The sequence below is a fragment of the Pseudoalteromonas sp. SG43-6 genome (assembly GCF_014164365.1).
Classification (GTDB): domain Bacteria; phylum Pseudomonadota; class Gammaproteobacteria; order Enterobacterales; family Alteromonadaceae; genus Pseudoalteromonas; species Pseudoalteromonas rhizosphaerae.
In genome coordinates this window covers 19,802-44,337 of sequence record NZ_JACJEZ010000036.1, presented here as the reverse complement: position 1 = coordinate 44,337, position 24,536 = coordinate 19,802, and the positions used below count along the sequence as shown (strand labels likewise).

The following is a 24,536-nucleotide window of genomic DNA, read 5'->3' as shown; positions in this document are numbered from 1 at the left end:
TATTATTTTTATTCTCCTAAGCTCAGGTTAGTTATCTAGGGTGATTAAAAATCATTTAAAAGAGTAACGTAAAATGCGTTTTAATACCGACGTATATTGCTTAAAAAATCCACCTGTGTTGTAAGCAATACCATGTTTTTTTAGTACGGCTTGCACCTTAGGAGCAACTTCTTGATAGCGCGATGATGGCATGTCAGGAAATAAATGGTGCTCTATTTGACAGCTCAAATGCCCCGTTAATATATGAAACCAATTAGCGCCGTTAATATTTGATGAACCTAAAACTTGGCGATAATACCACTGACCTTGAGTTTCATTTACGCAGTCTTGCTCGTTAAAGGTTTTAGTTTCTTCGGTAAAGTGACCACAAAAGATGATGGTTGATGTCCACAAATTACGAATTAAATTAGCAAGAAAATTACCAGCTAAAACCCACAAAAATAATGGACCAGCTAATAGCGGGAATAACGCGTAATCTTTAGTTAACTGGCGCGCACCTTTACTAAAAAAGCGTCGTTTTAACATCGCGTGAGACACGTCAGTTTCGCGGCTTTCTTTCTTTTTACCCATAAATACACGCTCAGCTGCCAGCTCATGGTATGACACACCCCATTGAAACAATACAGTTAAGTTTATATAGGTAATAAACTGCCATATATTTTTCAAACGCCATTTAAAGTCATTACTCAAGCGTAGCAAACCATACCCAAAGTCACGGTCTTTACCAATAATATTGGTGTAGGTATGATGCTCAAAGTTATGCACGCGGTGCCAGCTTTGGCCATCACATGCTATGTCCCATTCATAGTGTTGGGAGTTAAGTTGTTTGTCGTTCATCCAGTCGTATTGGCCATGCATGACATTGTGACCAATTTCCATATTATCAAGGATTTTAGCTAATGCGAGTAGCAATACTCCCGCAACCCATAGCAATGGTTGAATAAACCCAAGCATTAATAGAATACGTCCGCTCCATTCACATAGGCGCTGTTTACGTACAATAGAGCGAATATAGTCGGCATCTTTTTGACCCACTTTATCAAGCGTCTGCATTTTTATAGCATCTAATTCGCTTGCTAGTTGCTCATAGTTAATAGTTTTCATAATTGTAACTCCAAATCACTAACAGGTTGGCTGACACACAGTTGAATGAGCTGTTCGCCGTTATCTGATAGTTCACCAGTTTTTAAATTACGTACCACGCCAGACTTTTTAATACATTGACACTGATGACAAATTCCAATGCCACAGCCGCGTTTTACTGGCAGCTGTTTTGCTTCAAACTGTGTTAGTAGCACATCAGTATTTGTTACAACATGTGCATAGTTATTAATTTTAACATTAAGTTGGCCTGCGTTATGGGTGCTTGGCAGGGCTAAACCGAAAGCTTCTTGGTTATAATTTAATGCGTGTTTTTTAGCAAAATCACTGACCGTTTGCATAAAGGTTAAAGGACCACAACAATAAACATCAGGTTTTTCTGCGAGGTTAATATGGCTGGTAATCTGATTTGATTGTTCGCGGGTTAATAATAAAAATGAAAAGTGCTTAAATCGCAGAGCCAATTCGCTAAGTTCATCAACACATTGATGTTCAGACATTTTTGCGTAATACACTAATATGACATTGGTGGATATTTGGCCAAGATGTTCGTCAAGCATAGCGAGTATTGGCGTGATACCAGAGCCTCCCGCGATAAAAGTGACTGGTGCGCCAGTGTTTTTAAATATAAATTCACCACTTGGCGCGGTGATACTACACCACGAACCAGCTTGCAGTGTTTCTTTAAGTAAACCAGTAAAGCGCCCGAGTGCATTTGTTTTAATTAGTAAGCGCACAAGCCCAGTGTTTTTAAATTGTTGAGCGCTTGAAGCAATAGTAAAAACACGCGTTAATAACCGCCCATTTATTTCAACTGTTAAGCTAATATGCTGTCCAGCAATGTGAACAGGCCATTGTTTACTTGGCTTAAGTTGAATACTTAAATATTCACCCTTGTGTGATTCTGTATGGATCACTTGTGCTCTAAATTGGCCTGCACGCCATGCAGGTTTAAATACCTGCATAATTGGTTCTATATAACCTGCAAAACTTTGATGGTGTAAAAACCATTTTGAAAATTGGTCTAATGCCTGCGTAAACATCGTCATTACATCTCTTTCTAAACCGAGTGCTTATTGGCCTGTGTTTTCTTTATTTAAGGGTAAGCACTGCAATAATTACTTTAATAATTTGAGCGTACACCTGTAAGTTCAAATTTCAGCGCACAAGTGTACCTTGAAATTTTTGATTTTCAATACGTATAGAGTAATTATTCTATTGTTTTTATTTGTAACTTACGTAAGGCACGTTAAATTGCGGAATATAAAATGATAAGCATAGAATTATTTAAAGCTTCAACTATCTGATTTTTAGTATTTATATTTCATGTGGTTATAGAGGCACTTTTAGGCTGCAAACTTATCAACCTGCAATGGTAACCAAATAATCATAATGTTAAAGCGAGCCATGAATATCTGTTGCATTCAACCTTTTTTCACCTTGTGATTATTTTTCAAAATGGTTTAATACGGCTAACCATATTCCTTTAATAAAGCTTTGGTTATTTGGACTTTTTAGGTTTACGCGACAGCAAATCACACGAGTAATTATTGAAGTTGAAAAGACTAAGTGATTGAATAAAAGTAGGAATTAGACTATGGTTGATATATTAATAATAAATAAAAATGAGCAATTCTATAGGTTCCTTTTGTATCTACAAGGATTGAGTAAGTGCCTAAGTCAGTATCAATTACAATCAGTGATGAGTTTTCCAGAATCAAATTACTAAAAAATAGAACGCCAGAAACATCTGAAGAAGAAGCAAAAAATGCATTTGCTCTTTTATCTGAATATAGAGATGGTGGAGTATACATAGCAAATTATTCTGGGTCGAGTGAGTGGGAAAGGCACCCAATAGGTGACGAGTTCGTTCAGGTTCTCGGTGGTGAAACGACCTTGATTCTTTTAGACGGGGAAATCGAGCAGCGCAATACATTATTTTCAGGTCAAATGTTGGTAATTCCAAAGGGGGGTTGGCATCGTTTTGAATCACCTAATGGCGTTAAAGTAATGACTATAACACCACAACCTACCGAACACAGTTTAGAGTTGCCAGTTGGTATGTAATGACGGTGTTATTGATGTCGAGTATTTACAATAAATCCCGAACTGTCGGTATTTCATTTGTCTTACTGCCAACTGTTTGGTGGAATAACGTGAGACCTGCCTCACAATTAACTGCTGAGACAAGGTGTGATTTATCAGCAATGTGTTTACTTGCTCCGTGAATAGTTTTGCCATCGAAGGCAATGATAGGATGGGCTGATTTAACGCGGTTTTGATTGACCCAGCTGTACATCGGCAGTAGTAATAAGTCAGTATCAACAGCTCTAAAAATCCGAGCAATACTATGTCGAGTGGGTATATCATTTTCGAAAGAGCGAAATCCCCTTAACTGATCAAGCTTACTATCACCATATACATCAATGTTTTACCAGTTTCCCCCCCGATTTGACGGCAGTAATAATCAGAAAAAGCACATCAAATAAATTATTATGCTGATTTATATGTGAACGATTGTCTTTGACGAGCTCTAAATGTGAGAAGAGTGACATAGTAAGTTTAAGATAATGAAATTTATGTATTAGGTCATAAATAGTGTTTATTTACAAAGTGTGATCCCCGCATGACTCAATAGGTGAGTTATGCGTTAGCAGAAGGACTTGCCTCGTGAATATTTATTCATGTTTTATTAATCATATAAATGTATAATCCAATTAAGAAATTTCAAATTATATTTTGACTTTTCTTAACCGCTCACTGCATTATTGAAATAATGATTACATTTAAGAAGGAATATGAGTAGTCATGGATAACTATATCAACAATATCGTTTTAGCATCTCCTAAGCAGTTATTAGAACGCTTTCAACAAAGTAAAACTGACTATGACACAGAATTTCACATTATAGTCGCTGACAGGTACAATAATCGCTATTCTGGTTTCTTTATAAAATATGACCCTGAAATTAAAATGGTATTGCTAACTGATAAAGAGCGTGAAATTTCTTTTATTGATACAGATAGTATTGTAAATATTTCTATTTATGATTTCGCAAAGCATGAGCGCTTTTTATTAGGCCAAGAACCGATTAAACTAGTATCTCCATTTAAAGCAGATGATATTGAAACGTCTGTAACTTTAATTAAGTCTGCGCTTAATAACACTCATGGGCTTGACTTTAATTTCACTATTGATGATGTGTCAGCTGAAAACACTGACAAAATTAAAGCTATTCTAGAAGTGCTTGGTGATACTCTTATGGCTGTTGCTAATGATGACTTCAGTAAAGAATATATTAGTCAAATAACCGATTTTTATATTAAAAATGAGCCAAGAGATGGCGTTCGCTTTAAAAAAACGAATTCTACAATTTTGGTGAGATTCAATTTTGAAGGTGAGCTTCCGGCTGAACTTCAAACAAAAATTGAAAACGGAATAAACAACGTATTCTGATTTATTCAAATTTTTATATGTACTTTTCAACTCAAAATAAGGAATGATAATGGGACTTAAAGAGAAAAAAGCAGCAAGAGATTTCCAAGAAAACAACCTTGAAGATCTAAAGAAAAAAGTTTTTGATGCTGCAAAATTTGAATTTGAAATAGAAATTGATTGGGATAGTTTGTCAGTTGATAATTATGCTCATCTTTATAGTCAGACTTGGACTCAAATTTACTTCGAGCCAATGATTATTGCGTTCAGCAAAATGTGTGCTGATAGCTTTTCTCAAGAAGCAATTCAAGACGATTTGAAAAAAGTTGTTATTCAAAATATTGGTGATATCAGCAATGCCAATAAATACTCTTCATACAGCAATGGCGTGTTGACATTAAACCATTCATCAATTGCCAATGCAGAAAACCAAATTGAAGATCGCGCAAAAGCTCTACAAGATACTGTAGAAAATGCTCTTTAATTAAAATTAAGCCATGTGCATAATGATTTATTAGTTTATGTGCATGGTTTTTTTAGCTAAAACACCTCAGTAAATATATTCCCATCAAATTACCCGTGCATTTTATGATGCTATAGTCTGTTCTTAGAACACAAAGGTTGTTTAACTATTTGCATAGGAAACGGCGATAAAATATGGCGATATTTTAAATCTATTAACCTTGTAATGGTTAAAATATTAGAAGCTTTGAAAGCTGATAATACTAATTGATAAGGTTTTTCTGTAATTTTCGATCCAAAGCTGAATAGGCGAATAATTTTTGATGATTATAATGAAGTATTTTATATGTTGTGGTTCATTAGAAATACCTTTAATTAGTGCAGATTTAATGGCCTCTGCAGAGCTTTCAAGTACTGACATTATGTTCCTGCTATGGGATAGATAACGATCGGAATATACAAAAACAAGAGAACAGAACAGGTATTTCTTTTTCCTTCACCTGCATATTCACCCCAGTAAAATATAATAATCCTCATTTCCAATGCGGTGACAACTAAAATGATATGGAAAAATATATTTTTTCCCGCATTAAATCAGTTAAAGAAAAACCTTGTCATCTCAACAGCACACTGATTGAATAATCTGCTTACTTTGGCGTTATCAGCAGCAATTTTGCATCTTTTCCATCGGTTAACACCGCGATATTACCCTCGGTTGTAACAAATACATCCCGCAAACGCCCAGTTACCTCTGGTAAAACATGAGTCTGGGTAAGTTCACCATTCGCTAAATTAACGCTGTAGAGCTTTTTATCGACCAGCGTAGTGATTAGCACATGCTGTTGTAGTGAGGGAAAAGCTAAATGCTTTGAGCCATAATAAGCCATGCCAGAAGGGGCGATTGAGGGCGTCCAATCAACCGTTGGTTTAGCCATTCCAGGGTATTCTCTAAACGGTGAAATACGTGCTTGTGAGTAATCATCTCCGTTGGTGATCACCGGCCAGCCGTAATTGGTGCTTGGGGTTAAATAGTTTAGTTCGTCGCCGCCTGCGGGGCCGTGTTCGTGGCTAACAATTTGCTGTGTATCGTAATCATAAACCAAGCCTTGCAAGTTACGGTGCCCGAGTGAGTACACAGCATGAGCTGCAGGATTTTTGTGATTAATAAATGGGTTATCGTTTGGTATCGTGCCGTTTAAGTTTATGCGTAATGTTTTGCCAAGTTGACTGGTCATAACCTGTGCTTGCTCACGGTAGTCAAAGCCATCGCCACTTGAAAATAATAAGGTATTATCGGGTAGTACAAGAGCGCGGCCAGAGTAATGCTGCGGTGTGTCTTTATCTGTGGCAACCTTATAAATAATTTTTGGCGTTGAAAATTGCGCACCATCAAACGTAGCTTTGGCAATAACTAGCCTGTTTGCATCAAGCTCACCTTGAGCGTAAGTGAATATAATTTCTTTTGATTCACTGTAATTTGGCGAAAGCACTATATCGAGTAGGCCGCCTTGGCCTGCAACGTATAAGCCCTCGAAATCTAGTTTAACTCGGGTTTGTTGGTTGTTTTTAATGATAACAATATGACCATCACGTTCTGTGACTAACCAGGTATTGTTTGGGAGTTTAACCATGCTCCACGGTGAATTGAGTCCCGTTGCTAAGGTATCAGCAGTGTATTGCTGTTTTGGTAACTCGGCACTGGCGTTACAAGAAAACGCTAAAAGCGAGAGTAGAGTAATACAACGTAGAGATTGTTTACCCTGCAAGCCTTTGCTACTGTAAGAAAAAAGTTTCATTTTAAGTTGAGATAACCATGTCGTTTTTAACACGTATACTCCCTTCATTTTTAGTTTCTTGGTTACTTACATTTACACTCGCTAGCTTGTTTCATAGTCAATACGTTGTCAATCAATTAGTTAATGTGGGTGTTGTGGTGGGCTTTAATGACCGTGTTAACTTAACCCTTGAAGATTGGCTCGGCTTGCTACCGACCTATGGCGCTATTATTGCTATTGCACTTGCCATCGCGTTTTCGGTTACCTGGCTTATTGCTAAAAAAGTTAAAAAACAAGGTGCGCAATTATTTGTAATTGCGGGTATTGTGGCGTTTGCTACGGCTTTAATTGCTATTGAGTCAATTATGAATATTACTATTATAGCGGGCGCAAGAGGCTGGGGTTTTTATATGCAGCTGCTTGCAGGGGCTGTAGGGGGTTATGTTTTTGCTAAGTTGAGCAATGGTTGTCATAGTAAAAATGAACTCATCTAGTTTTACACAGAGATAATCATTAAGGTTTTTAATTATTCTTTAAGATTTGATGCACAGCGGATGCAAAGCTATAGAAATAACCTGAGGCCTCACCTTTGTAGCTTTTCAATTAATTGAGGCTTGAACTTGTTGGTTGGTATTGTCCTTGTTGCATAAAATCTTCTAAAAACCATGCAGCAAATTCATGTCGGCCTTCTACATCGGCTTTGCTGTAAATATCGGACGCTTGTTGGCGTACGGTTTTTTCTTTTGTGTTTCTTAGTGCGCTTATTTCTTTAAAGCTTAAGCCTTTAAGTAATAACATCGCGACTTCTTGCTCACTGCGAGTCAATGTCCATTGTGAAAATTGGGTTTGAATAACACCACTGTATTCATGACGCGCATCCATCATTGCCTGTGATATGTTTTTAAGTTCTTTTTTTGAATTCACTAATTCTTGTTTCAGCGCATTAATATTGGCAGTACGCGCACGAATATCGCTAATTAAGTAAATAGCACAGGCTGCAGAAATGACAACGATTAAGCCCTCAGAAAAAATATGCCACTGCGGCACGCCTAAATGTATATCCGTTAGTACATCAAAAAAGTTTAGCACCATTATTATTAACAAGGTGGCTGCTATTAACTTGTCTCTCATTAAAACCTCCATTATCAATGCTTTATAAATACAATGGACAAATGTACCATAGCGTAATTTTCGCTATTTTTGGGTATGTTAAGGCGTTTGCCTGATGATTTAACAGTCTAAAAAAGTCATGGTTGATTCTATAAAATTAATCAAATGTGAACAAACTAAATGCTGTTAAATTTTACAAAAAAAATGCGTCATTTTTTGCGTATTCAATATACGTTATTTTTCTTCTTTACGGTGACTTTATTAACATTTAATCCTGTGTTTGCTTCGCAAAATTTAGCACCTGTAGGGCTTTCTTCACTCAGTGGTTTTGATGTTGAATTTGCGCCGATTCAAAAAACAGAGTTTATTAACGGGCAAAGTTTAATTGGTGAAGTTAATTTCAAACCTGGTGTCAATTATACGGTGCTGTTTGCGTTTGATATACAGCAGGTTCGTTACTTATACCCTAACGGCAGCATGGTTGAAAAGGGCGCCACTATTGCAAGCGTTGAGGGCAGTGATGTACACCATTTTTTAGATGCCTATCAATCAGCAAAAGACATGCTCGCTATTGCTAAAAGCCATTACGACATAAACCAACAACACTTAAAAAACAAAATAATAAGAAGTTCTGAATGGGTTGAAATCACAAAAAGCTATTTTGAAGCCAAGCTAAATTTTGAACATATGCAACATCAAATGGCATTTTTAAACATTGATGATAATGAAAACGTGACCTTAGTGAGTCCAAAAACGGGCATTTTAAAACTCACTAATGAGTCGGGAAACCGTGTGATGGGTGACACCGCGTTTGATATTATCGATGCAAGTAGTATTCGCGTTAAGATTAAAGTCCCTCTTAGTTTTTCCAACACGTTAGCGCATTTCAAGCTGTCAGAAAGTTGCAGCTTAAATATTGAGAGCTATGACAGTATTGCAGATAAATACCATCAAATAGTGTGGGCGTCGCCAAGCTCAAATGAGTGCCAGCTTAGACTGGGGCAAACTATCAAAGTCACACCGGTAAATAAATTAACGGGCTTTAAAATAGCAAAGTCAGCGGTGTTTGAATTTGAAGATGTTAATTACATTGCTTTAAAGTCTGGCGATAAGCTTGAGTTACTGCCGATTGAGCTCAAGGGTACACAAGGCAAAGACTATGTATTTACTGCTAACAAAAACCTAGATGATCAGCAGGTACTAATAAGCTCGGTAAGTGCGCTACAGGGTATGTTGCTTCACTTAGGGAGAGAGTAAATGTTAAACCAGCTTATTAAGTTTTCACTTACTCAGCGTTTGTTTGTTAGTATTTTTGTTATTGTTGCTATGGCCATTGGTGCTAAATCTTGGTTAAGTATTCCGGTGGATGCTTTTCCAGAAATATCGCCCACCCAAGTTAAAATAGTTTACAAATTACCCGGCATGAACGCCCTTGAAATAGAATCGCAAGTAACACGGGTGATTGAAACCGAATTACTGGGTATTCCGTCACAGCAAATGCTGCGCTCTACCACTAAGTATTCTATTACCGATATTACCATTGACTTTGAAGAGGGCACCGACATTTATTGGGCGCGTCAGCAAGTGAATGAGCGTTTATTAAATATTTTGCCCACCTTGCCCAGTAATATTAGTGGCGGCATGGCGCCAATGAGCACGCCTTTGAGCGAGGTGTTCATGTTTACCATAGAAAGTACTCACTTATCGCTGATTGAAAAAAGAGAGCTTTTAGATTGGCAAATTCGTCCATTACTGCGCACTGTAACCGGCGTTGCTGATGTAAATAGCCTTGGCGGCTTTTCAAAAACTTATGAAATACTTCCCAATACTTTATTGATGCAACAGCATCAAGTCAGCTTTGATGAAATGAAGTTGGCAATCACGAAAACGAATCAAAACGGTGGCATAGGGCGCTTAGAAAAAGGCAACGACACCTTAATTCTGCGCACTGAGGGCAAATACACCGATATAACCGCCATTGAAAATACCGTGATTAAGTCCACTCAAAATAAGGTTATTCGGTTAAGTGATATTGCCACGGTACATGTTGGCAGTTTAACCCGTTATGGCGCAGTTACTAAAAACAGTGAAGAGGCGGTACAAGGGCTTATAATTGCGCTTAAAAATAGTAATACAGCGCAAGTTGTTGAAGATGTAAAAGATAAGCTTCGCACTATTGAAGCGTCATTACCGCAAGGCACAAAAATTAATGTGTTTTACGACCGTTCTAACTTAATAAATACCGCAATTAGCACCATTACCAGCGCATTAGGCCAAGCGATTATTTTAGTGATAGTGCTACTTGCCTTGTTTTTAGGTGATATTCGCTCTTCATTGGTGGTGTCTTTGTCTTTACCTATGTCGGCATTGCTGACATTTATAATGATGAAGCAGTTTGATTTATCGGCTAATTTAATGAGTTTAGGTGGCTTAGTGATTGCCATTGGTATGCTGGTGGACTCATCGGTAGTTATTGTTGAAAACATAGTGAATCGGTTGGCTAATAATCAGCACCTCCCTCGGCTGCATGTTATTTATCGCGCCTGTAAAGAAGTCGCGGCGCCAGTGTTCTCAGGCACAATCATTATAATTATCGTGTTTTCACCGCTATTAATGCTAACAGGGTTAGAAGGCAAGTTATTTACCCCAGTGGCGCTCACTATCGTGTTTGCCATGCTTAGTGCGCTGTTGTTGTCGTTAACGGTTATTCCAATTTTAGCCTCATTGTTATTAAAAAATGAACCCGTAACCCAGCCTAAAATGGTCACGCTATTACAAGGTTTTTATACTAAAACACTTGCTCGTGCAATTAAAAAGCCGGTGGCAATAAGTGTTATATCAGTTGCTGTTTTAGTGCTCAGTGGGGTGTTATTTCAGGGGCTTGGTAAAAGCTTTATGCCCGTTTTAGATGAAGGCGACATTATTGTGCAACTGGAAAAATCGCCGAGTATTTCCTTGCAAGCCTCGCTGGATATCGATAAACAAATTGAAGCCACACTGTTAAAAAACACCCCAGAAATCGTACAAATTGTTGCCCGTACCGGCTCCGATGAACTCGGGCTTGATCCTATGGGGTTAAACGAAACCGATGTATTTATGGAATTAGCGCCAAAAGATACGTGGCGTTTTGACTCCAAAGTGCTGCTAATCGAGGATATTCGACAAACACTTGCGCAATTTCCAGGAGTAAATATTGGCTTTACTCAGCCAATACAAATGCGGGTATCAGAAATGCTCACCGGTGGCACCGGTGATATTTCGATTAAAGTATTCGGTAATGACATTGCGACACTTGCCTCATTAGCTGAAAAAGTCACTGCACTTGCCACTAATATTGACGGCGCAAGTGATGTGCAAATGGCGCTTATTGAAGGGGGTAAATACGTAAATATTAAACTTATTCCTGAGGTTGCCAGTCAGTTTGGTTTAACCACCGAAGGATTAAGCGATTATTTAAAGTCGCAATTAGAAGGCCTACAGGTATCGGCACTGCAAGAAGGAAACCGCGTGATCCCAATTGTGTTTAATGCACAAAAAGGCGAAAGCGCAGCACACTTTGAGTTATCGTCAATGAGCGCATTAAAGCAAAAGCTAATTTTAATGCCCGACAACAGCCTACTACCACTTGAAGAGGTGGCTAATATTAGCTTTAAAACGGGGCCATTGTTAATAGAGCGAGAAAAAGCAAAGCGCTTTGCTTCTGTAAGCGTTAATGTGGATAACCGCGATGTGGTTAGTTATGTGAATGAACTGGAAGCTAAAATTAATAGCAGCATAAAATTACCCAGTGGTTTTACCTTGTCGTTTGGTGGCGAATTTGAAAGCCAGCAACGTGCAACACAAAACTTGCTGGTGCTTATTCCGGTGGCATTAATACTGATTTTCATTATTTTATTTACCACGTTTAAATCCTTATCTAAATCAACGCTGATAATTGCTAATATTCCGTTTGCATTAATGGGAGGAGTGATTGCCCTATTTATTAGTAATGAATACCTCTCGGTGCCTGCATCGGTTGGTTTTGTTGCTTTACTTGGCGTAGCGGTACTCAATGGTATTGTGATGATCAGCTACTTTGAGCAAATGAAAATGTTTTCTGCCAATGTAACGCAGCGCATTTTAGATGGCGCAAGCAGACGCCTTCGCCCAGTGTTAATGACAGCCACAACCGCCATGTTTGGTTTACTGCCACTGGTATTTGCCACCGGCCCTGGCGCTGAGATTCAAAAACCATTGGCAATTGTGGTTATTGGCGGGTTAATTACCTCAACAATTACAACACTTTATTTATTACCTATCTTTTATGGTTGGTTGGAGAAAAAACATGGCTGAACAGTTACTTTTTACCCTAAATGTACCCACATACATAAAAGATGACGTGGTTGATATATTAATTGGCATAGACTGCATTACCGGCTTTAACTTAAAAAACATTGAAGGCTACAGTAAAGAGCACAGTGAATTTGATATTGCCGAGCAAGTAGAAGGGCATCGCAGTTTTTATCAGTTTGAGGTGCATATATTATTAGCGCAGCTGCAAACAATTAAAACGGCATTAAGCCCTGTGTGCCAATACACCTCATTAAAATATTGGGTTACGCCTATTGTTGAAAGCGGGCACCTTAGATAGTGTAGTTAGAATTATAGGCTGTTGCTTCGAGCAGCCTCTTTTTATAACTAAATACAAAATAGCTAAAAAGAGGTCACAATATTGCTATAAGTTAATATTGTTCGAAAAAGTTATTAGTGTAGATCTAGCAACTATACTATGCCATTGCTAAAGCGCTATTTAGCAATGCTGGCTTTTTCATTCGTGCTTAGGCTTGGTTCGCAATATGCGTTATCTACAGGCTCTAGAGTTATTTTACCTCCAGCATTTACTACTACACATTGCGTATTTTTATCTAGTTTGTGCTTTTGAATAACAGTAAAGTCACCTTCGTTAGCTGCGTATAAGTTGTACTGGTATGCGGTATTTCCGCCTTCAAACAGGGCAGTAAATAAGCCCCCGACGAGGCCGCCAATAATTGCGCCGCCTACCATTTCTTCAGTATTACCATCTAGGTTGTCAACGAAGCCGAAGCCTGCGCCTGCTGCGATGCCTGTACCTACCTCAGATGATAGCGTTACTTGCTGCATTGACCCTACAGTAGCGTAATAGCGTTTAACCATTTGATTTTGATCATTACGGTCAATGCCTTGTGATGCACAGCCGGAAAGTAATAAAAAGATCAGTAAGCTTTTTTTCATGAGATGATTCCATTTATGTTCATGTCGATAAGTTATTATCATAGCGGTCAAAATTGAAAAAATATGTGTGGGCTTTGTGTGTTGTTGTTTTAAGTTGTAAGAAAGTGTGGGTAACCTTGTTTGCGACATAGATAAGTTAATGCGTTGTTTAGGTGAGAATTCAATAATACTTTTGCTGGTATGGTTTTATTTTTATTTATGAAGAGCGGGATAGTTTTAGCAAATTAATTGAGTAGGTATGTACTTTATTACGACACACAATAGCAAACTCATGCTTGCTATTGTGTGTTGTAATTAAATAATAAATTCGTAAATTCGTAAATTCGTAAATTTTTACATTTGATTAGTTAAATAGTAAATCGTAATACAAGGTTATTGAGTTGCTCTGCTAATTTTGCAAGCTCAGTACTAGAAGCATTCGTTTGTTCCGAACCATCAGAGCTTTGAATTGATAAGTCGCGAATATAAACTAAATTTTTATCTACTTCTCTTGCAACGGTTGTTTGCTCTTCAGCAGCGCTAGCAACAGTTATATTTTGATTACTAATTTGACTTATCAAACCGGTTATTTCGCTAAATGCCGCTCCTGCATCATTTGCTATCAGCAGCGTACCTTCAGCTAGTTGATTACTGTTATTCATATTCACAACAGCTTGGCTTGTCTCTGACTGAACAGTCTGAATCATTTGCTCAATTTCTTTAGTAGATTCTTGTGTTCGATGAGCAAGAGCTCTTACTTCATCAGCTACGACAGCAAAACCGCGACCACTCTCTCCAGCGCATGCAGCTTCGATAGCGGCATTTAACGCTAACAGATTCGTTTGATCTGCTATCGCTCTAATCACATCAAGTACTGACTCTATATTTTTTATATTTGCGGCTAAGGTGGTAATACCAGCTGCTGAGTTTTGGATCTCTGAAACCAATGAACCTATTGTTTTGATGGTTTCGTTTATTTTAGCCTGGCCTAACTGTGCTTTTTCATCCGCAACCTCAGCATTGTCACTCGTAGAGTTTGCACTACGCGCAACCTCTTCAATGGCTGCTGTTAGTTCATTAACCGCCGTAGCTGCCTGCTCTAGCTGATCTCTTTGTTGGGTTGCAATTTGTGTAGACTGGTTAGTTACAACCGTTAACTGTTCAGAGGTTGTAGCCAGTTGCTGAGACGACCCACCAATTTGTGAAAGTGTTTCGCGTAATTGATTTTGCATGTCAGCTAATGCTTGAAGCATTTCACCCGCTTCATCGCTGTGAGAATCATTAATTCTTTCAGTTAAATCGCCTTTGGCCACGCGTCTTGCAACTGCAACAGCATAACGTAACGTAACGGGAGTGTTAAGCTGCGGCTGTAAAAGAAAGCAATAACACTAAGCAACATTAAAGTAATCACAATGCCACTAATAAGTGCTGCTTTTGAATTAAGGTATGTTTGCGTTGCTTCATCATTTATCTGATTAGCTCGAAGAATTTGATATTGAGATAATTTCTCTAATTCAGATATTAACAGCTCAGCAGCTGGCATAACTTTTTTACGTCGAAAAGTTAACGCTTCCTCTTCATTTTGTTGCTCATAAAGTCGAAACAACTTAGTAAATGTTGCAGTAAATTCATCATGCAAATTTATAACGTTATCAAGTTGCCTCTTCGCCTCATCTGAACGAACTAAAGCTGCCATGCGTTTTTCTGCACTTTTATAGTCACGTTCTTCTTTGTCTAATTGTCGTTGTATATCATTTCGTTCTTGTTGAGTTTTAGTGTCAGAAAGTTCAGTAATCAATAGCTGTGTATGCATTGAGTATCGTTCTAACTCAACCGCTGTTGTGAGTGCTGGAATTCGATGCAGGCTAATGACATCTGATATAGAGTTCAATTTTGATAATTGCATAATGGAAAATACCCCTAGAATCAGAGTAATCAAACCCAAAATCCCAAATCCCAAATGCCAAGGCTGAGCGCATGCCTATTTTTATATTTCTGATCATCGTGTACCTATATAAATATTTTATATTTATTGCAGTATTTAATAGCATGCTGCAATAACCGGGGGGATTTGTGTACTGATAACGATCAGTTCTAAATATCATTCAATGATACTTTTAAATGAGTGTGATCTAGTAATGTGGTTGTCATTGATCTATTTAAAACTCTTTAATTAGCCTAAAAAGTAACATTGTACAAAAATACTTTTTTAATGCTTTGTAATTAGATTTTACGGGTTTTAGGCTCCATATAAAAATAATTAATATGAGTCGTAACAGCCATATTTAAGACATCTAAATTTGATTTTTATCAAAGTTAATTTTAATTGTACTATTATATACTATGGTTTGACGTTGTTTCTATACCTGAATTAAATATAATAATTAACTGAATAAGTTACTTTTCTAAATACATTACTGCTTACAATTTGATTGCAATTCATTACCTTTGTTAAATTAATAGTTTCTTTATTGGTTTTTATTTGATTTCTTTAACAGAATCACTGCTAAAGTAAGTTGCCCATCTATGCTATTGTTATTGCAAGAAAATTTTAGATAAGTTTCCTCAATATAAAACGGTGCATAGTATTGTGTCTGATGTGCATGTTTATTAGTGAAAATTGAACCTATAAGCTTGATTTATATGTGCAAGGTTTGCGGGGAGTTATGGAGGCAAGCCTGTAAAAAGCGGTTTTCTTAGATAAAAATTTTTTACCATTATTTACTAACAGGTTGCGTGGAGCGCATACTTTGTTTAGTAAAGTATTTATAAGATAGTTACCCAACAATCTATAAATATTAATTTTTATGGTTTCTATATGACAATTAAAAACGAGGATGTTACAAGATGAAATTAGTTACGACTATATGTTTTACTTTGACGATGTTATCAGGCTGTATCGTTGTACCAACTAAGGACATGTCAGCAGTCAATAAATGTGAAATATCTTCTGACCGTAAGACATTAAAAATAATTAATGGCTTTGAGGATACCAATACCTACTATTCAATTAGTGGGATATTATTAGTCCCTATTACAGGCGTTGTATCTGGCGCCTATGTAGCAATAAATAATATATATCATCTTGGCGAAGAAAAAATTGTTTGTGGAGCTGCTAAAGAGAGCACATAGCAGAGGCAATAATGCCAAAAGCTTGTTAAAGTGAGCCTGTAACAGGCTCTTCGTAACCGGTAATGTAAAACTTAAACCACTTGAATAATTTGATCTTGACTCAAACGTGATTTTGGAAGCTTTGCATTATAGTCGGTTTGTGTTTCGTGATAACCAATGACAAGTGCGACTTCACAAATATAACCATCTAACTCATCCGCAAAAAGTTCACTAATTAGCGCGCTATCTACGCCTTCCATTGGTGTTGAATCAATACCTAAGCGCGCAACAGCATGCATAGTATTACCAAGTGCAAGGTAAGTTTGTGTTTTGGTCCATGCGGCATTATTGCCAGATGCGTCAGTATTTAAGTCAACAAATGCGTATGCGCCAAAGGCTTGCTCGCGATTTTCTGCTGGCGTACGGCCATTGGCGATATCAGTGTCAATCACTTTTGCATAATCTTCTCTGGTGTATTTCGGGTTGTAAGCAAACAAAATAATGTGTGATGCAGTTTTAATATGCGGCTGATTAAATTGAAACTTGTTAGCGAAAGTATCATGCATACGTTGTTTTGCTTGCTCAGACTCAATAACAATGAATTTCCATGGCTGCGAATTAATTGATGACGGAGATAAACGCATGGCTTGATAGATCACAGCTAAATCTTCTGCCGATACACGTTTAGTTGCATCATATTTTTTTGCTGTGTAACGCGCTTCTAAGTCGGTAATAATCGGGTGTGTCATAATTGGTTCCTGTAGCGAATAGCTTTATTTAATCAAAGCCCTTGAATGAGGCAGATGATAGCGCTTGCATTACTTTTGATAAACAGCATAATTATTGAATCATTATCAAATATATTTAGATAATATGCAGATTGACGATTTAAAACTTATTTTGAAAGTTGCTGAATTTAAAAGTATTACCCTTGCAGCGGCAAAACTTGATATGCGTACAGCAACCGCCAGTGCTGCTATCAAACGGGTGGAATCAACATTAGGTGTAGACCTATTTGTGCGTACAACACGTCATCTAAGGCTTTCTGCCGCAGGGGAGCGCTATATCCCACAGTGTGAGCAAGCAATAGCGATACTTGAGCAAGCTCGGCAGAACCTAAAAGGCGAACATGATGAGGTTGAAGGTGAGTTAAGGGTTGCATTATCTTCTGATCTTGGCCGTAATTTAGTTATCCCTTGGATTGATGAAATTATGGATAGTTACCCGAAGGTGAGCCTGCGCACACATATTAGTGATAGTAACGTGGATTTCTACCGAGATTCGGTGGATATAGCACTGCGTTATGGCTCGCCAACTGATGCCAATGTTTACGGGTTTAAAATTTGTAATATTCCACGTTTATTATGCGCCTCACCTGACTATATAAAACGTTATGGTGCGCCTATGTATCCAGATGATTTAGCACAGCATCAAGGGTTATTTTATCAACTGCAAGATATTATCAATAATGTTTGGGAATTTACCAATGGGCAAAAAAAATACAAAGTAAAAATGCAAGGCAAGCGTGCCTCAAATGATGGTGATTTAGTCAGGCGCTGGTGTGTTGCTGGCAAAGGGCTTGCCGTAAAATCGGCATTAGATATTGCTGATGATCTTCTTAACGATAGGGTAGTTACAGTGATGAATAATTACCAGCATACCTGTGGTGAGCTGTGGTTAATTTGTCCAAGCCGTCAATCAATAACGCCTGCAGTGCGTTTATTACGTGATATATGCAGAGAAAAAGCACGTACGATGATAAGCCAACTAATTGATAAAGGTATACTTGAACCTAGTGTTCTTGATGACTAATTACTTGAAATTATAAACTACTAACTCGCTTATGTTCGTAGCATAAGCGAGTTTAATGTTGCAGATTTTAAATAATATAACGCGACTTTTTAGAATTATTGTAGTTTTATAATTGCTTGCTTTGCGCTTTCACTGTCGGGGTTTAATTCAAGGGCGCGCTGGTAACTTTTTAATGCAAGTACGGGTTTATTAGCAGTTAAATACGCTTCACCCAGACTATCGTGAGTATTAGCAGAATCGGGGTATTTAGCAGCATTTAGTTCAAATACTGCGATTGCGGCATCGAGTTTTTTCATTGCTATTAATTCATAACCAAAGTAATTTATGCTTCTTTCTCGCAGCGGAACTTTTTGCTCATCCAATTGATTATATTTGCTTTTAAGCTGTGCAATACCGCCATTTTGCAAGGCATGATAAAGTTGGCTATCCACATTTTCAGTTGCACCGTCATAGGGCTTACCATAAAAAATATTGGTTAATCCTTTAGTCATAGGTGTCATTGGTGCACCGCCAGTGTTATTTAAAATTATCACCAGTAGCTGATCTTCAATAATACGGCTAATAAATGCATTAAACCCTTCGATACCACCGCCATGTTGTACTTGTGTCAATGGTTTACCATATTTATCAGCATCTAGCTGATTAACTTCCCAGCCAAGTGCGTAATTAAGCTGTTCAGATACGGTGTACATTTGTTTTTTTAGTTCTTTATTTATTAGCTTATTTGTGTACAGCGCTTGGTCCCACTTAACGAGATCGCGTGCGGTTGAGTATATTGACCCCGCTGCATAAGGGATCGACATATCTAGATAACCAGCATTAGTGTAACCGTCTAAGTTATTGCTATAACCAGATGCACGTTGGTTGATTATTTTTGCATGCGAATCGTAACCGGTGTTATGCATATTGAGTGGTTTAAAAATATTTTCTTGCAGTACATCTTGGTAACGTTGTTGAGTGACTTTTTCAATCACGGCGCCCAAAATAAAGTAGCCTGAATTGCTATAGCGAAATTGCGTGCCAGGCTCAAACAATAAATCATCACTACACAGTAATTTTATAAATTCATCTACACTGTAAGGGTTGCGACTGTATTCACTTCTGAAGGTCTTCGTTTGAGTATAATTACTAAGTCCTGATGTATGATTAAGTATTTGCCTAATGGTGATTTTATTTCCTATATCTTGGCGATAGTCGGGTAGGTAAGTAGCAAGGGGAGCATCAAGCTGTATTTTATTCTGCTGCGCTAACTGTAAAATAAGCAACGCAGTGAATTGCTTGGTAATTGAGCCTATTCGAAATTTAGTCTCGGCAGTATTTTTGATGTCCCATTCAAAATTGGCGTAGCCATAACTTTTTTCAAAAATAACCTTACCTTACCTTGCTTGGCGACCAGTACGTTGCCATTGAATTGTTTGAAACCATGAAATTGTTCAATAAATGCATCCATTTCTTTCGCGTGTTCGCCTGCAATTGCAGTGTGTGAGAGCAGTAGTAGAGCTGTCATAAAAATAGTGTGGTAAAACATATTCGAGGTGAGTTTCATGAGCTTCCTTGGTTTTTTAGTTTGTTTTATGTACTACTTTTACCGTGGATAAAATACAAAGTAAATTATTATCGTGTTGATTTTATGTGAATAAATTATATTTCATTGTTATTATAAGCATAAAAAAGCCCGAACTGTATACAGCTCGGGCTAGTTGGTTGGGATATAAAATTTTATAAAGGTGAGCGGTTTATTATAGTATTCACTTTGCTATGAATTGATTCACCATCTACCAGCGCTTCTTTTCCACGCCATTTACGAATTAATCGTTTAGCATCTTCTAGTGCGACATATTGACATGGGATCAGGATCAGCGTGATCACCGTGGCAAATAACACACCAAAGGCCAGTGATACTGCCATTGGGATGACAATTTTAGCTTGTAAGCTGGTTTCCATAATGATTGGTAATACGCCAATAAAGGTAGTGATTGAGGTGAGCATAATCGCTCTAAAACGACGTGCACCAGCTTGCATTACTGCGTCTTTTATTGCTACGCCATCAGCACGTGCTTTATTAACAAAGTCCACCATTACTAATGAATCGTTTACAACAACACCGGCTACAGCAATGATCCCGAAAATTGATAAGCCACTCATAGTCATGCCTAAAATCATATGGCCAAACATGGCACCAATAACCCCAAATGGGATCACTGACATAATAATCAATGGTTGTGAGTATGAGCGTAGTGGGATTGCCAATAACGCGAAGATAATCATCATTGAAAGAGCAAAATCACGCACTTGCTCAGCAACGCTATCCATTTCTTCTTGAATACGTCCAGCAACACTACTTTGTACACCTGGGTAGTTTTTCAGTAGTGCCGGTAAGTACTCATCACGTATTTCTTCAGCAATGGCAAAAGGTTCAACTTGGTCGGTATCAACTGCTGCCCATACGTTAACAGTACGCTTTGAGTTTTCGCGGCGAATACGGTTTACACCATCAACCAGTTTTACATCGGCAATTTCAGCCAAAGGTACTTCTGCGCCACTAGGTGTAATGATACGAGCACTGGCGATATCGCTGATCGAGTTACGAGCTTCTTCAGGGTAGCGGATCATTACTTTCACTTCCTCGCCGTCACGTAGAATACGCTGTGCTTCAAGGCCGTAGTAACTAAAGCTGACTTGTGAGGCAACATCGGCAAGGGTTAAACCCATGCTGTACGCCAGTGGTTTTAAGTCAAGCTGTACTTCATCTGTAGCGCTTTGCATTGAGTCATTTACATCACCCACACCTTCCATGGTGTTGAGTTTTTCTTTAAGTTTTGCTGCTACTTCTTTTAATTGTTTGGCATCCTTTCCTTCTAGGCGGAAGCTCACATCACCGTCGTCTCGACCACCATTCATAATACTGTCTTGAATGGTTAGTGTTTTCACACCCGGTAAAGGAGGCATTTGTTCACGCCATAGTGCGCTCAATGCAAAGGTATCGATAGGGCGTAACTCAGGATCAATTAATACCGCCATAATACTGGCATCGGTACGTCCACGTAAGCTAACGGAAAGATCGCGTACCATAGCTGTGCCATATTGCTCTTTAAGTTGTTTATCAACATTGATAATAACTTGCTCTATTTTTTGCGCGGTTTCTAGGGTTGCTTGTTCAGACGATGCTAAGTTCATTTCGACTGAGATACGTGGAAAGTCATGAGGAATTTTAGGGTTCGCTACAAACTTCACTAAACCACCGGCAAACATCCCAGCACTGACAATTAATACACAAATAAAACCAATAATTACGGTATAACGATAATGAATACAATGGCCAATAAATGGCGTGTAATAGTTATCAACAAACCGTTTTAAACCGCCATCCATCACTTTACGGAGGCGATGTAATGGGTTTTTCGGATTTGGTTCTCGGTGTTTCATTGCTGCTATGTGGGCTGGTAAAATAAGTTTTGATTCAATCAGAGAGAAAATCAAACACAGAATAATAACCCCGCCAATGGCTTTTGAAAACGCAGCACCAGGGCCACTTGCTAAAGTTTGCGGTAAAAAAGCGGCGATGGTAGTTAATACACCGAAGGTGGCAGGCATTGCGACGCGTTTAACACCACGTACTACGTTATCAAGAGAGTGGCCATGTTTTTCAATTTCAGCACTGGCTGATTCACCTACGACGATGGCGTCATCAACCACAATACCGAGCACTAATATAAAGGCAAATAGTGATGCTAAGTTGATGGTGACATCTAAAAAGCCCATCGGCATCATTAAAAACGCGCCTAGGAATGACACAGGTAAACCCATCATTACCCAAAATGCTAAGCGTAGGGGTAAAAATAGCGCAAGGACCACCATAACCAATAGACCACCCCACACCATGTTGTCGATCATCATGTCTAATCGACCCTCTAGGTAGTAGGTTAAATCGACAATCGGCGTGAGTTTAACACCCGCTGGAAGTTGACCTGCTTTATCATTAAGGTACTGCTTAAGAACTTTTGCAACTTTGGTAATATCTTGATCTTTTGAGGCATTTACTTCAAACGACAAGGAATTTTTACCATTGTATTTAGAGTATTGTAAGCCTTCTGCAAAACCATCGTTAATGGTTGCTACATCGCCTAAATACACTTGTGCACCATCAGGTAGTAATATCAATGGCAGTTTGGCAAATTCATCCCCTCGGTAAGCTTGTTTTTCAACCCGCATCGAAATATAGCCGTTTTCAGAGCGAATCTGACCTGCAGACATATTGGCTGAAAAAGCACGCACTGCATTCGCAATGTCTCTAAAAGTTAAACCATACTCACGAAGTTTATCAGGGCTAACTTCAATACCAATTTCATAGTCAAGGCCACCATTAAATTCAACTAAGTTAATTTGTGGCAGTGCTTGCAGTTCGTCTTTGATATTGTTGCCAAGTTCTTTGAGCTGATAATTGCTCATGTCACCGTATAAGGCGAGGATCATTACTTCTTGCTCAAACTTATCATGGCGCACAATAGGACGCTCCATGTCTGCAGGGAAGGTGTTGATTGCATCAATCTGCATTTTTACTTCATCGAGCACTTCTTTAGTATCATATTTTTCTTCAATTTCGATCCACGCTTGAGAATAACCGCGGTTTGAATAAGTAATTTTCCGTTTAATACCCTCTAGGCCTTCGAGAGCTTCTTCTACCTTGATGGTGATGCCTTCTTCTACTTCTTGTGGGGCAGCACCAGGGTAGACAGCTTGGACGCTGATCCAGTTATTTTCAAATTGTGGGAACATTTGTTTGCGAATAGAAAACGCGGTTAAAATACCACCCACTAAAATAAAAATCATTAATAGGTTTGCTGCAACAGGGTTGCGAGCAAACCAGGCAATTAAGCCTTTTTCGCTATGGATGGTCATGCTCTATTCCTCTTTCAGTGCAAGTTGAGTTGCAGCTGCAGGTTTATCAGAGTCATTTAGCTTTACTTGCATGCCTTCGGTTGGGAAATCTAAAGCCGAGGTGATCAATTGCTCACCATCATTTAAGCCTTGTGAAGCGATGACCATGCCATTTTGCTCTCTAATAATATTAAGAGGTTTGAACGAAAGAGTTAAATCATCATTCATTACCACTATTTTACCGTTTTTCACTAAGTGATGAGGAACGATAATCGCATTATCAAGCTCGCGGCCAGAAATGGTCGCATTGATATAAGAGCCAAAGCGCAGCGGTTGCTCACTGGCATAAGGTGTATTTACTTGCGCCACTAAATAGCTCATACGACTTTTTTGATCAATAACACCTTCGCTGCGGACAATTTTTGCCTGCCAAGTAGTTGGCTTACCAGCATAGTCTGCACTGAGTGTTACATTCGCGCCGATACCGCTATCGATTAGGTATTGTAATTCTTTATCTGCCACAGGAAGGCGAATTTCAGCCACTAAGGTTGAACTGAGAGCGCCAAATTGGCTTCCAGGATTAACTACGCTGCCTAAACTAATTGCACGTTCAGAAATAATCGCATCATAAGGCGCTTTTATGTATGTGCGCTCTAAATTACGTTTTGCACGTTTTTCAGACGCCTGTGCTGCACGGTAACGCGCTAGTTTTTCGGCTAATTGTGGTTTGCGTAAATATAATTGAGATGGGATCATTTGATTTGAATCGTCTTTTATTCGATCCCACTCTGCCTGTGCTACATGAGCTTGCGCTCGTTCAATTTCTAGATCAGAGCTGGCTTGCGCCATGCCTGCTTGGGCTTCAATTAACGCTGCTTCATAATCATTTGGATCTATTCGTGCTAGAATATCGCCTTGTTTGACAAATCCACCTTGCACAAATTGCTCAGAGACAAATACCACTTGACCGCTTACTTGCGCAACCAGTGGGGTGTGATCTTTTGCTTTTACTACACCATAGGATTTTACGTCTAGCGTAATTGCATCAAGGTGAACTGCGCTAACTGATACCAGAGGGCGTGTATCTTGTGCTGGCTTTTCTTCTGGCGGTTGTTTCATTGCTGAAAACGCAACCGCAAGACCTACACCGGCGACTAATACGGCAATAGGTAGAATTATTTGTTTTTTAGTAGCCACTGGGCTTTCCTCATAATTAGGTGACACAGCAATTATAATGAATAAAGTGTTTACAAGGCGTATTAAGATGTAACAAGTCATTACACAATTAACAAATTAGCGAAATAGATTACAAAAGGGGCAAAGATGAATACATCACCAATGGCGTGTCGACTCGGGTGTGGGGCTTGTTGTATCGCACCAAGTATTAGCTCACCAATTCCGGGGATGCCTAATGGCAAAAAAGCAGGAGAGCGCTGTATTCAGTTAGATAACAACAATTTATGTAAGTTATTTGGTGATGAAAGGCGGCCAAAAGTATGCAGTGATTTTAGTGCGACGATTGATGTGTGTGGAACAACGAATGCGCAAGCGCTGCAATTAATTACCGAGCTTGAACAAATGACATAAAAAAACCGCATCTTAAAAATGCGGTTTTTATACATA

The 24,536-nt window shown here is 38.5% G+C and carries 22 protein-coding genes and 1 pseudogene; 10 read left to right on the top strand and 13 right to left on the bottom strand.

Annotated elements, in window-relative coordinates:
* Nucleotides 1-51: 51 nt before the first annotated feature.
* Both H5201_RS15315 and H5201_RS15310 read right to left on the bottom strand, forming a co-directional pair.
* Complete coding sequence (locus H5201_RS15315; protein WP_182762040.1) at nucleotides 52-1,104, bottom strand: acyl-CoA desaturase; 1,053 nt, start codon at nucleotides 1,102-1,104, stop codon at nucleotides 52-54.
* A complete protein-coding gene (locus H5201_RS15310; RefSeq protein WP_182785031.1) occupies nucleotides 1,101-2,144 on the bottom strand; it encodes a flavin reductase family protein in 1,044 nt (347 codons plus the stop codon). The genes H5201_RS15315 and H5201_RS15310 overlap by 4 nt, the downstream gene beginning before the upstream one ends.
* A gap of 628 nt (nucleotides 2,145-2,772) precedes the next feature.
* Here H5201_RS15310 and H5201_RS23465 point away from each other — a divergent pair.
* The gene (locus H5201_RS23465) at nucleotides 2,773-3,168 is read left to right on the top strand and encodes a cupin domain-containing protein (RefSeq protein ID WP_182785027.1); all 396 of its coding nucleotides are present in this window, start codon (nucleotides 2,773-2,775) and stop codon (nucleotides 3,166-3,168) included.
* Nucleotides 3,169-3,196: 28 nt separating this feature from the next.
* On the opposite strand, the pseudogene H5201_RS15300 reads toward H5201_RS23465, so the two are convergent.
* Nucleotides 3,197-3,656 (bottom strand): annotated as a pseudogene (locus H5201_RS15300) (ISAs1 family transposase); the annotation flags it as partial.
* A gap of 253 nt (nucleotides 3,657-3,909) precedes the next feature.
* On the opposite strand from H5201_RS15300, the gene H5201_RS15295 reads away from it, so the two are divergent.
* Both H5201_RS15295 and H5201_RS15290 read left to right on the top strand, forming a co-directional pair.
* Nucleotides 3,910-4,557, top strand: a complete 648-nt coding sequence (locus tag H5201_RS15295) for a hypothetical protein (RefSeq protein ID WP_182785026.1) — start codon at nucleotides 3,910-3,912, stop codon at nucleotides 4,555-4,557.
* A gap of 49 nt (nucleotides 4,558-4,606) precedes the next feature.
* Nucleotides 4,607-5,020: a hypothetical protein gene (locus H5201_RS15290; RefSeq protein ID WP_182719383.1), complete on the top strand. Its 414-nt coding sequence runs from the start codon at nucleotides 4,607-4,609 to the stop codon at nucleotides 5,018-5,020.
* Nucleotides 5,021-5,645: 625 nt separating this feature from the next.
* Here H5201_RS15290 and H5201_RS15285 read toward each other — a convergent pair.
* Nucleotides 5,646-6,827 carry a PQQ-dependent sugar dehydrogenase gene (locus H5201_RS15285; RefSeq protein WP_182731958.1) on the bottom strand — a complete coding sequence of 394 codons (1,182 nt, stop codon included), beginning with the start codon at nucleotides 6,825-6,827 and terminating at the stop codon, nucleotides 5,646-5,648.
* Here H5201_RS15285 and H5201_RS15280 point away from each other — a divergent pair.
* The gene (locus H5201_RS15280; protein WP_182762048.1) at nucleotides 6,812-7,267 is read left to right on the top strand and encodes a hypothetical protein; all 456 of its coding nucleotides are present in this window, start codon (nucleotides 6,812-6,814) and stop codon (nucleotides 7,265-7,267) included. The genes H5201_RS15285 and H5201_RS15280 overlap by 16 nt on opposite strands.
* Before the next feature lie 109 nt (nucleotides 7,268-7,376).
* On the opposite strand, the gene H5201_RS15275 is transcribed toward H5201_RS15280, so the two are convergent.
* A complete protein-coding gene (locus H5201_RS15275; protein ID WP_182785025.1) occupies nucleotides 7,377-7,904 on the bottom strand; it encodes a helix-turn-helix transcriptional regulator in 528 nt (175 codons plus the stop codon).
* 183 nt (nucleotides 7,905-8,087) lie between these two features.
* Here H5201_RS15275 and H5201_RS15270 point away from each other — a divergent pair, with 183 nt between their 5' ends.
* The 3 genes from H5201_RS15270 to H5201_RS15260 are packed head-to-tail and all read left to right on the top strand — an operon-like array spanning nucleotide 8,088 to nucleotide 12,513.
* Nucleotides 8,088-9,140 (top strand): hypothetical protein, encoded by a 1,053-nt coding sequence (locus tag H5201_RS15270; RefSeq protein WP_259399706.1) that lies wholly within the window; start codon nucleotides 8,088-8,090, stop codon nucleotides 9,138-9,140.
* The gene (locus tag H5201_RS15265) at nucleotides 9,141-12,215 is read left to right on the top strand and encodes an efflux RND transporter permease subunit (RefSeq protein WP_182785023.1); all 3,075 of its coding nucleotides are present in this window, start codon (nucleotides 9,141-9,143) and stop codon (nucleotides 12,213-12,215) included.
* The gene (locus tag H5201_RS15260) at nucleotides 12,208-12,513 is read left to right on the top strand and encodes a DUF3240 family protein (protein ID WP_182785022.1); all 306 of its coding nucleotides are present in this window, start codon (nucleotides 12,208-12,210) and stop codon (nucleotides 12,511-12,513) included. The genes H5201_RS15265 and H5201_RS15260 overlap by 8 nt, the downstream gene beginning before the upstream one ends.
* A 155-nt stretch (nucleotides 12,514-12,668) precedes the next feature.
* On the opposite strand, the gene H5201_RS15255 is transcribed toward H5201_RS15260, so the two are convergent.
* The 3 genes from H5201_RS15255 to H5201_RS22980 form a co-directional block, all read right to left on the bottom strand.
* Nucleotides 12,669-13,133 carry a hypothetical protein gene (locus H5201_RS15255; RefSeq protein WP_182785021.1) on the bottom strand — a complete coding sequence of 155 codons (465 nt, stop codon included), beginning with the start codon at nucleotides 13,131-13,133 and terminating at the stop codon, nucleotides 12,669-12,671.
* A gap of 347 nt (nucleotides 13,134-13,480) precedes the next feature.
* On the bottom strand, nucleotides 13,481-14,425 hold the full coding sequence (locus H5201_RS22985; RefSeq protein WP_220493301.1) for a methyl-accepting chemotaxis protein: 945 nt from the start codon (nucleotides 14,423-14,425) through the stop codon (nucleotides 13,481-13,483).
* The gene (locus tag H5201_RS22980) at nucleotides 14,407-15,072 is read right to left on the bottom strand and encodes an MCP four helix bundle domain-containing protein (protein ID WP_259399705.1); all 666 of its coding nucleotides are present in this window, start codon (nucleotides 15,070-15,072) and stop codon (nucleotides 14,407-14,409) included. The genes H5201_RS22985 and H5201_RS22980 overlap by 19 nt, the downstream gene beginning before the upstream one ends.
* 887 nt (nucleotides 15,073-15,959) lie before the next feature.
* On the opposite strand from H5201_RS22980, the gene H5201_RS15245 reads away from it, so the two are divergent.
* The gene (locus H5201_RS15245) at nucleotides 15,960-16,244 is read left to right on the top strand and encodes a hypothetical protein (protein ID WP_145242251.1); all 285 of its coding nucleotides are present in this window, start codon (nucleotides 15,960-15,962) and stop codon (nucleotides 16,242-16,244) included.
* Between the two features lie 71 nt (nucleotides 16,245-16,315).
* Here H5201_RS15245 and H5201_RS15240 read toward each other — a convergent pair whose 3' ends face one another.
* Nucleotides 16,316-16,972, bottom strand: coding sequence for a nitroreductase family protein (locus H5201_RS15240; RefSeq protein ID WP_145242253.1), 657 nt, complete (start codon nucleotides 16,970-16,972; stop codon nucleotides 16,316-16,318).
* 124 nt (nucleotides 16,973-17,096) lie between these two features.
* Here H5201_RS15240 and H5201_RS15235 point away from each other — a divergent pair, with 124 nt between their 5' ends.
* Nucleotides 17,097-18,035 carry a LysR family transcriptional regulator gene (locus tag H5201_RS15235; protein ID WP_182785030.1) on the top strand — a complete coding sequence of 313 codons (939 nt, stop codon included), beginning with the start codon at nucleotides 17,097-17,099 and terminating at the stop codon, nucleotides 18,033-18,035.
* A 95-nt stretch (nucleotides 18,036-18,130) separates the two neighbouring features.
* Here H5201_RS15235 and H5201_RS15230 read toward each other — a convergent pair whose 3' ends face one another.
* The 4 genes from H5201_RS15230 to H5201_RS15215 all read right to left on the bottom strand — a co-directional run bounded on the left by H5201_RS15230 (nucleotide 18,131) and on the right by H5201_RS15215 (nucleotide 24,110).
* The gene (locus H5201_RS15230; protein ID WP_310736947.1) at nucleotides 18,131-19,360 is read right to left on the bottom strand and encodes a serine hydrolase; all 1,230 of its coding nucleotides are present in this window, start codon (nucleotides 19,358-19,360) and stop codon (nucleotides 18,131-18,133) included.
* On the bottom strand, nucleotides 19,327-19,581 hold the full coding sequence (locus tag H5201_RS15225; RefSeq protein ID WP_182785020.1) for a hypothetical protein: 255 nt from the start codon (nucleotides 19,579-19,581) through the stop codon (nucleotides 19,327-19,329). Before H5201_RS15225 ends, H5201_RS15230 begins: the two co-directional genes overlap by 34 nt.
* Nucleotides 19,582-19,754: 173 nt before the next feature.
* Entirely contained in the window at nucleotides 19,755-22,934 is a 3,180-nt protein-coding gene (locus tag H5201_RS15220) for an efflux RND transporter permease subunit (RefSeq protein ID WP_182785019.1), read from the bottom strand.
* Between the two features lie 3 nt (nucleotides 22,935-22,937).
* Nucleotides 22,938-24,110 carry an efflux RND transporter periplasmic adaptor subunit gene (locus H5201_RS15215; RefSeq protein ID WP_145242259.1) on the bottom strand — a complete coding sequence of 391 codons (1,173 nt, stop codon included), beginning with the start codon at nucleotides 24,108-24,110 and terminating at the stop codon, nucleotides 22,938-22,940.
* A 126-nt stretch (nucleotides 24,111-24,236) separates the two neighbouring features.
* On the opposite strand from H5201_RS15215, the gene H5201_RS15210 reads away from it, so the two are divergent.
* Complete coding sequence (locus H5201_RS15210; protein ID WP_145242261.1) at nucleotides 24,237-24,500, top strand: YkgJ family cysteine cluster protein; 264 nt, start codon at nucleotides 24,237-24,239, stop codon at nucleotides 24,498-24,500.
* The last annotated feature ends 36 nt before the right edge of the window (nucleotides 24,501-24,536 follow it).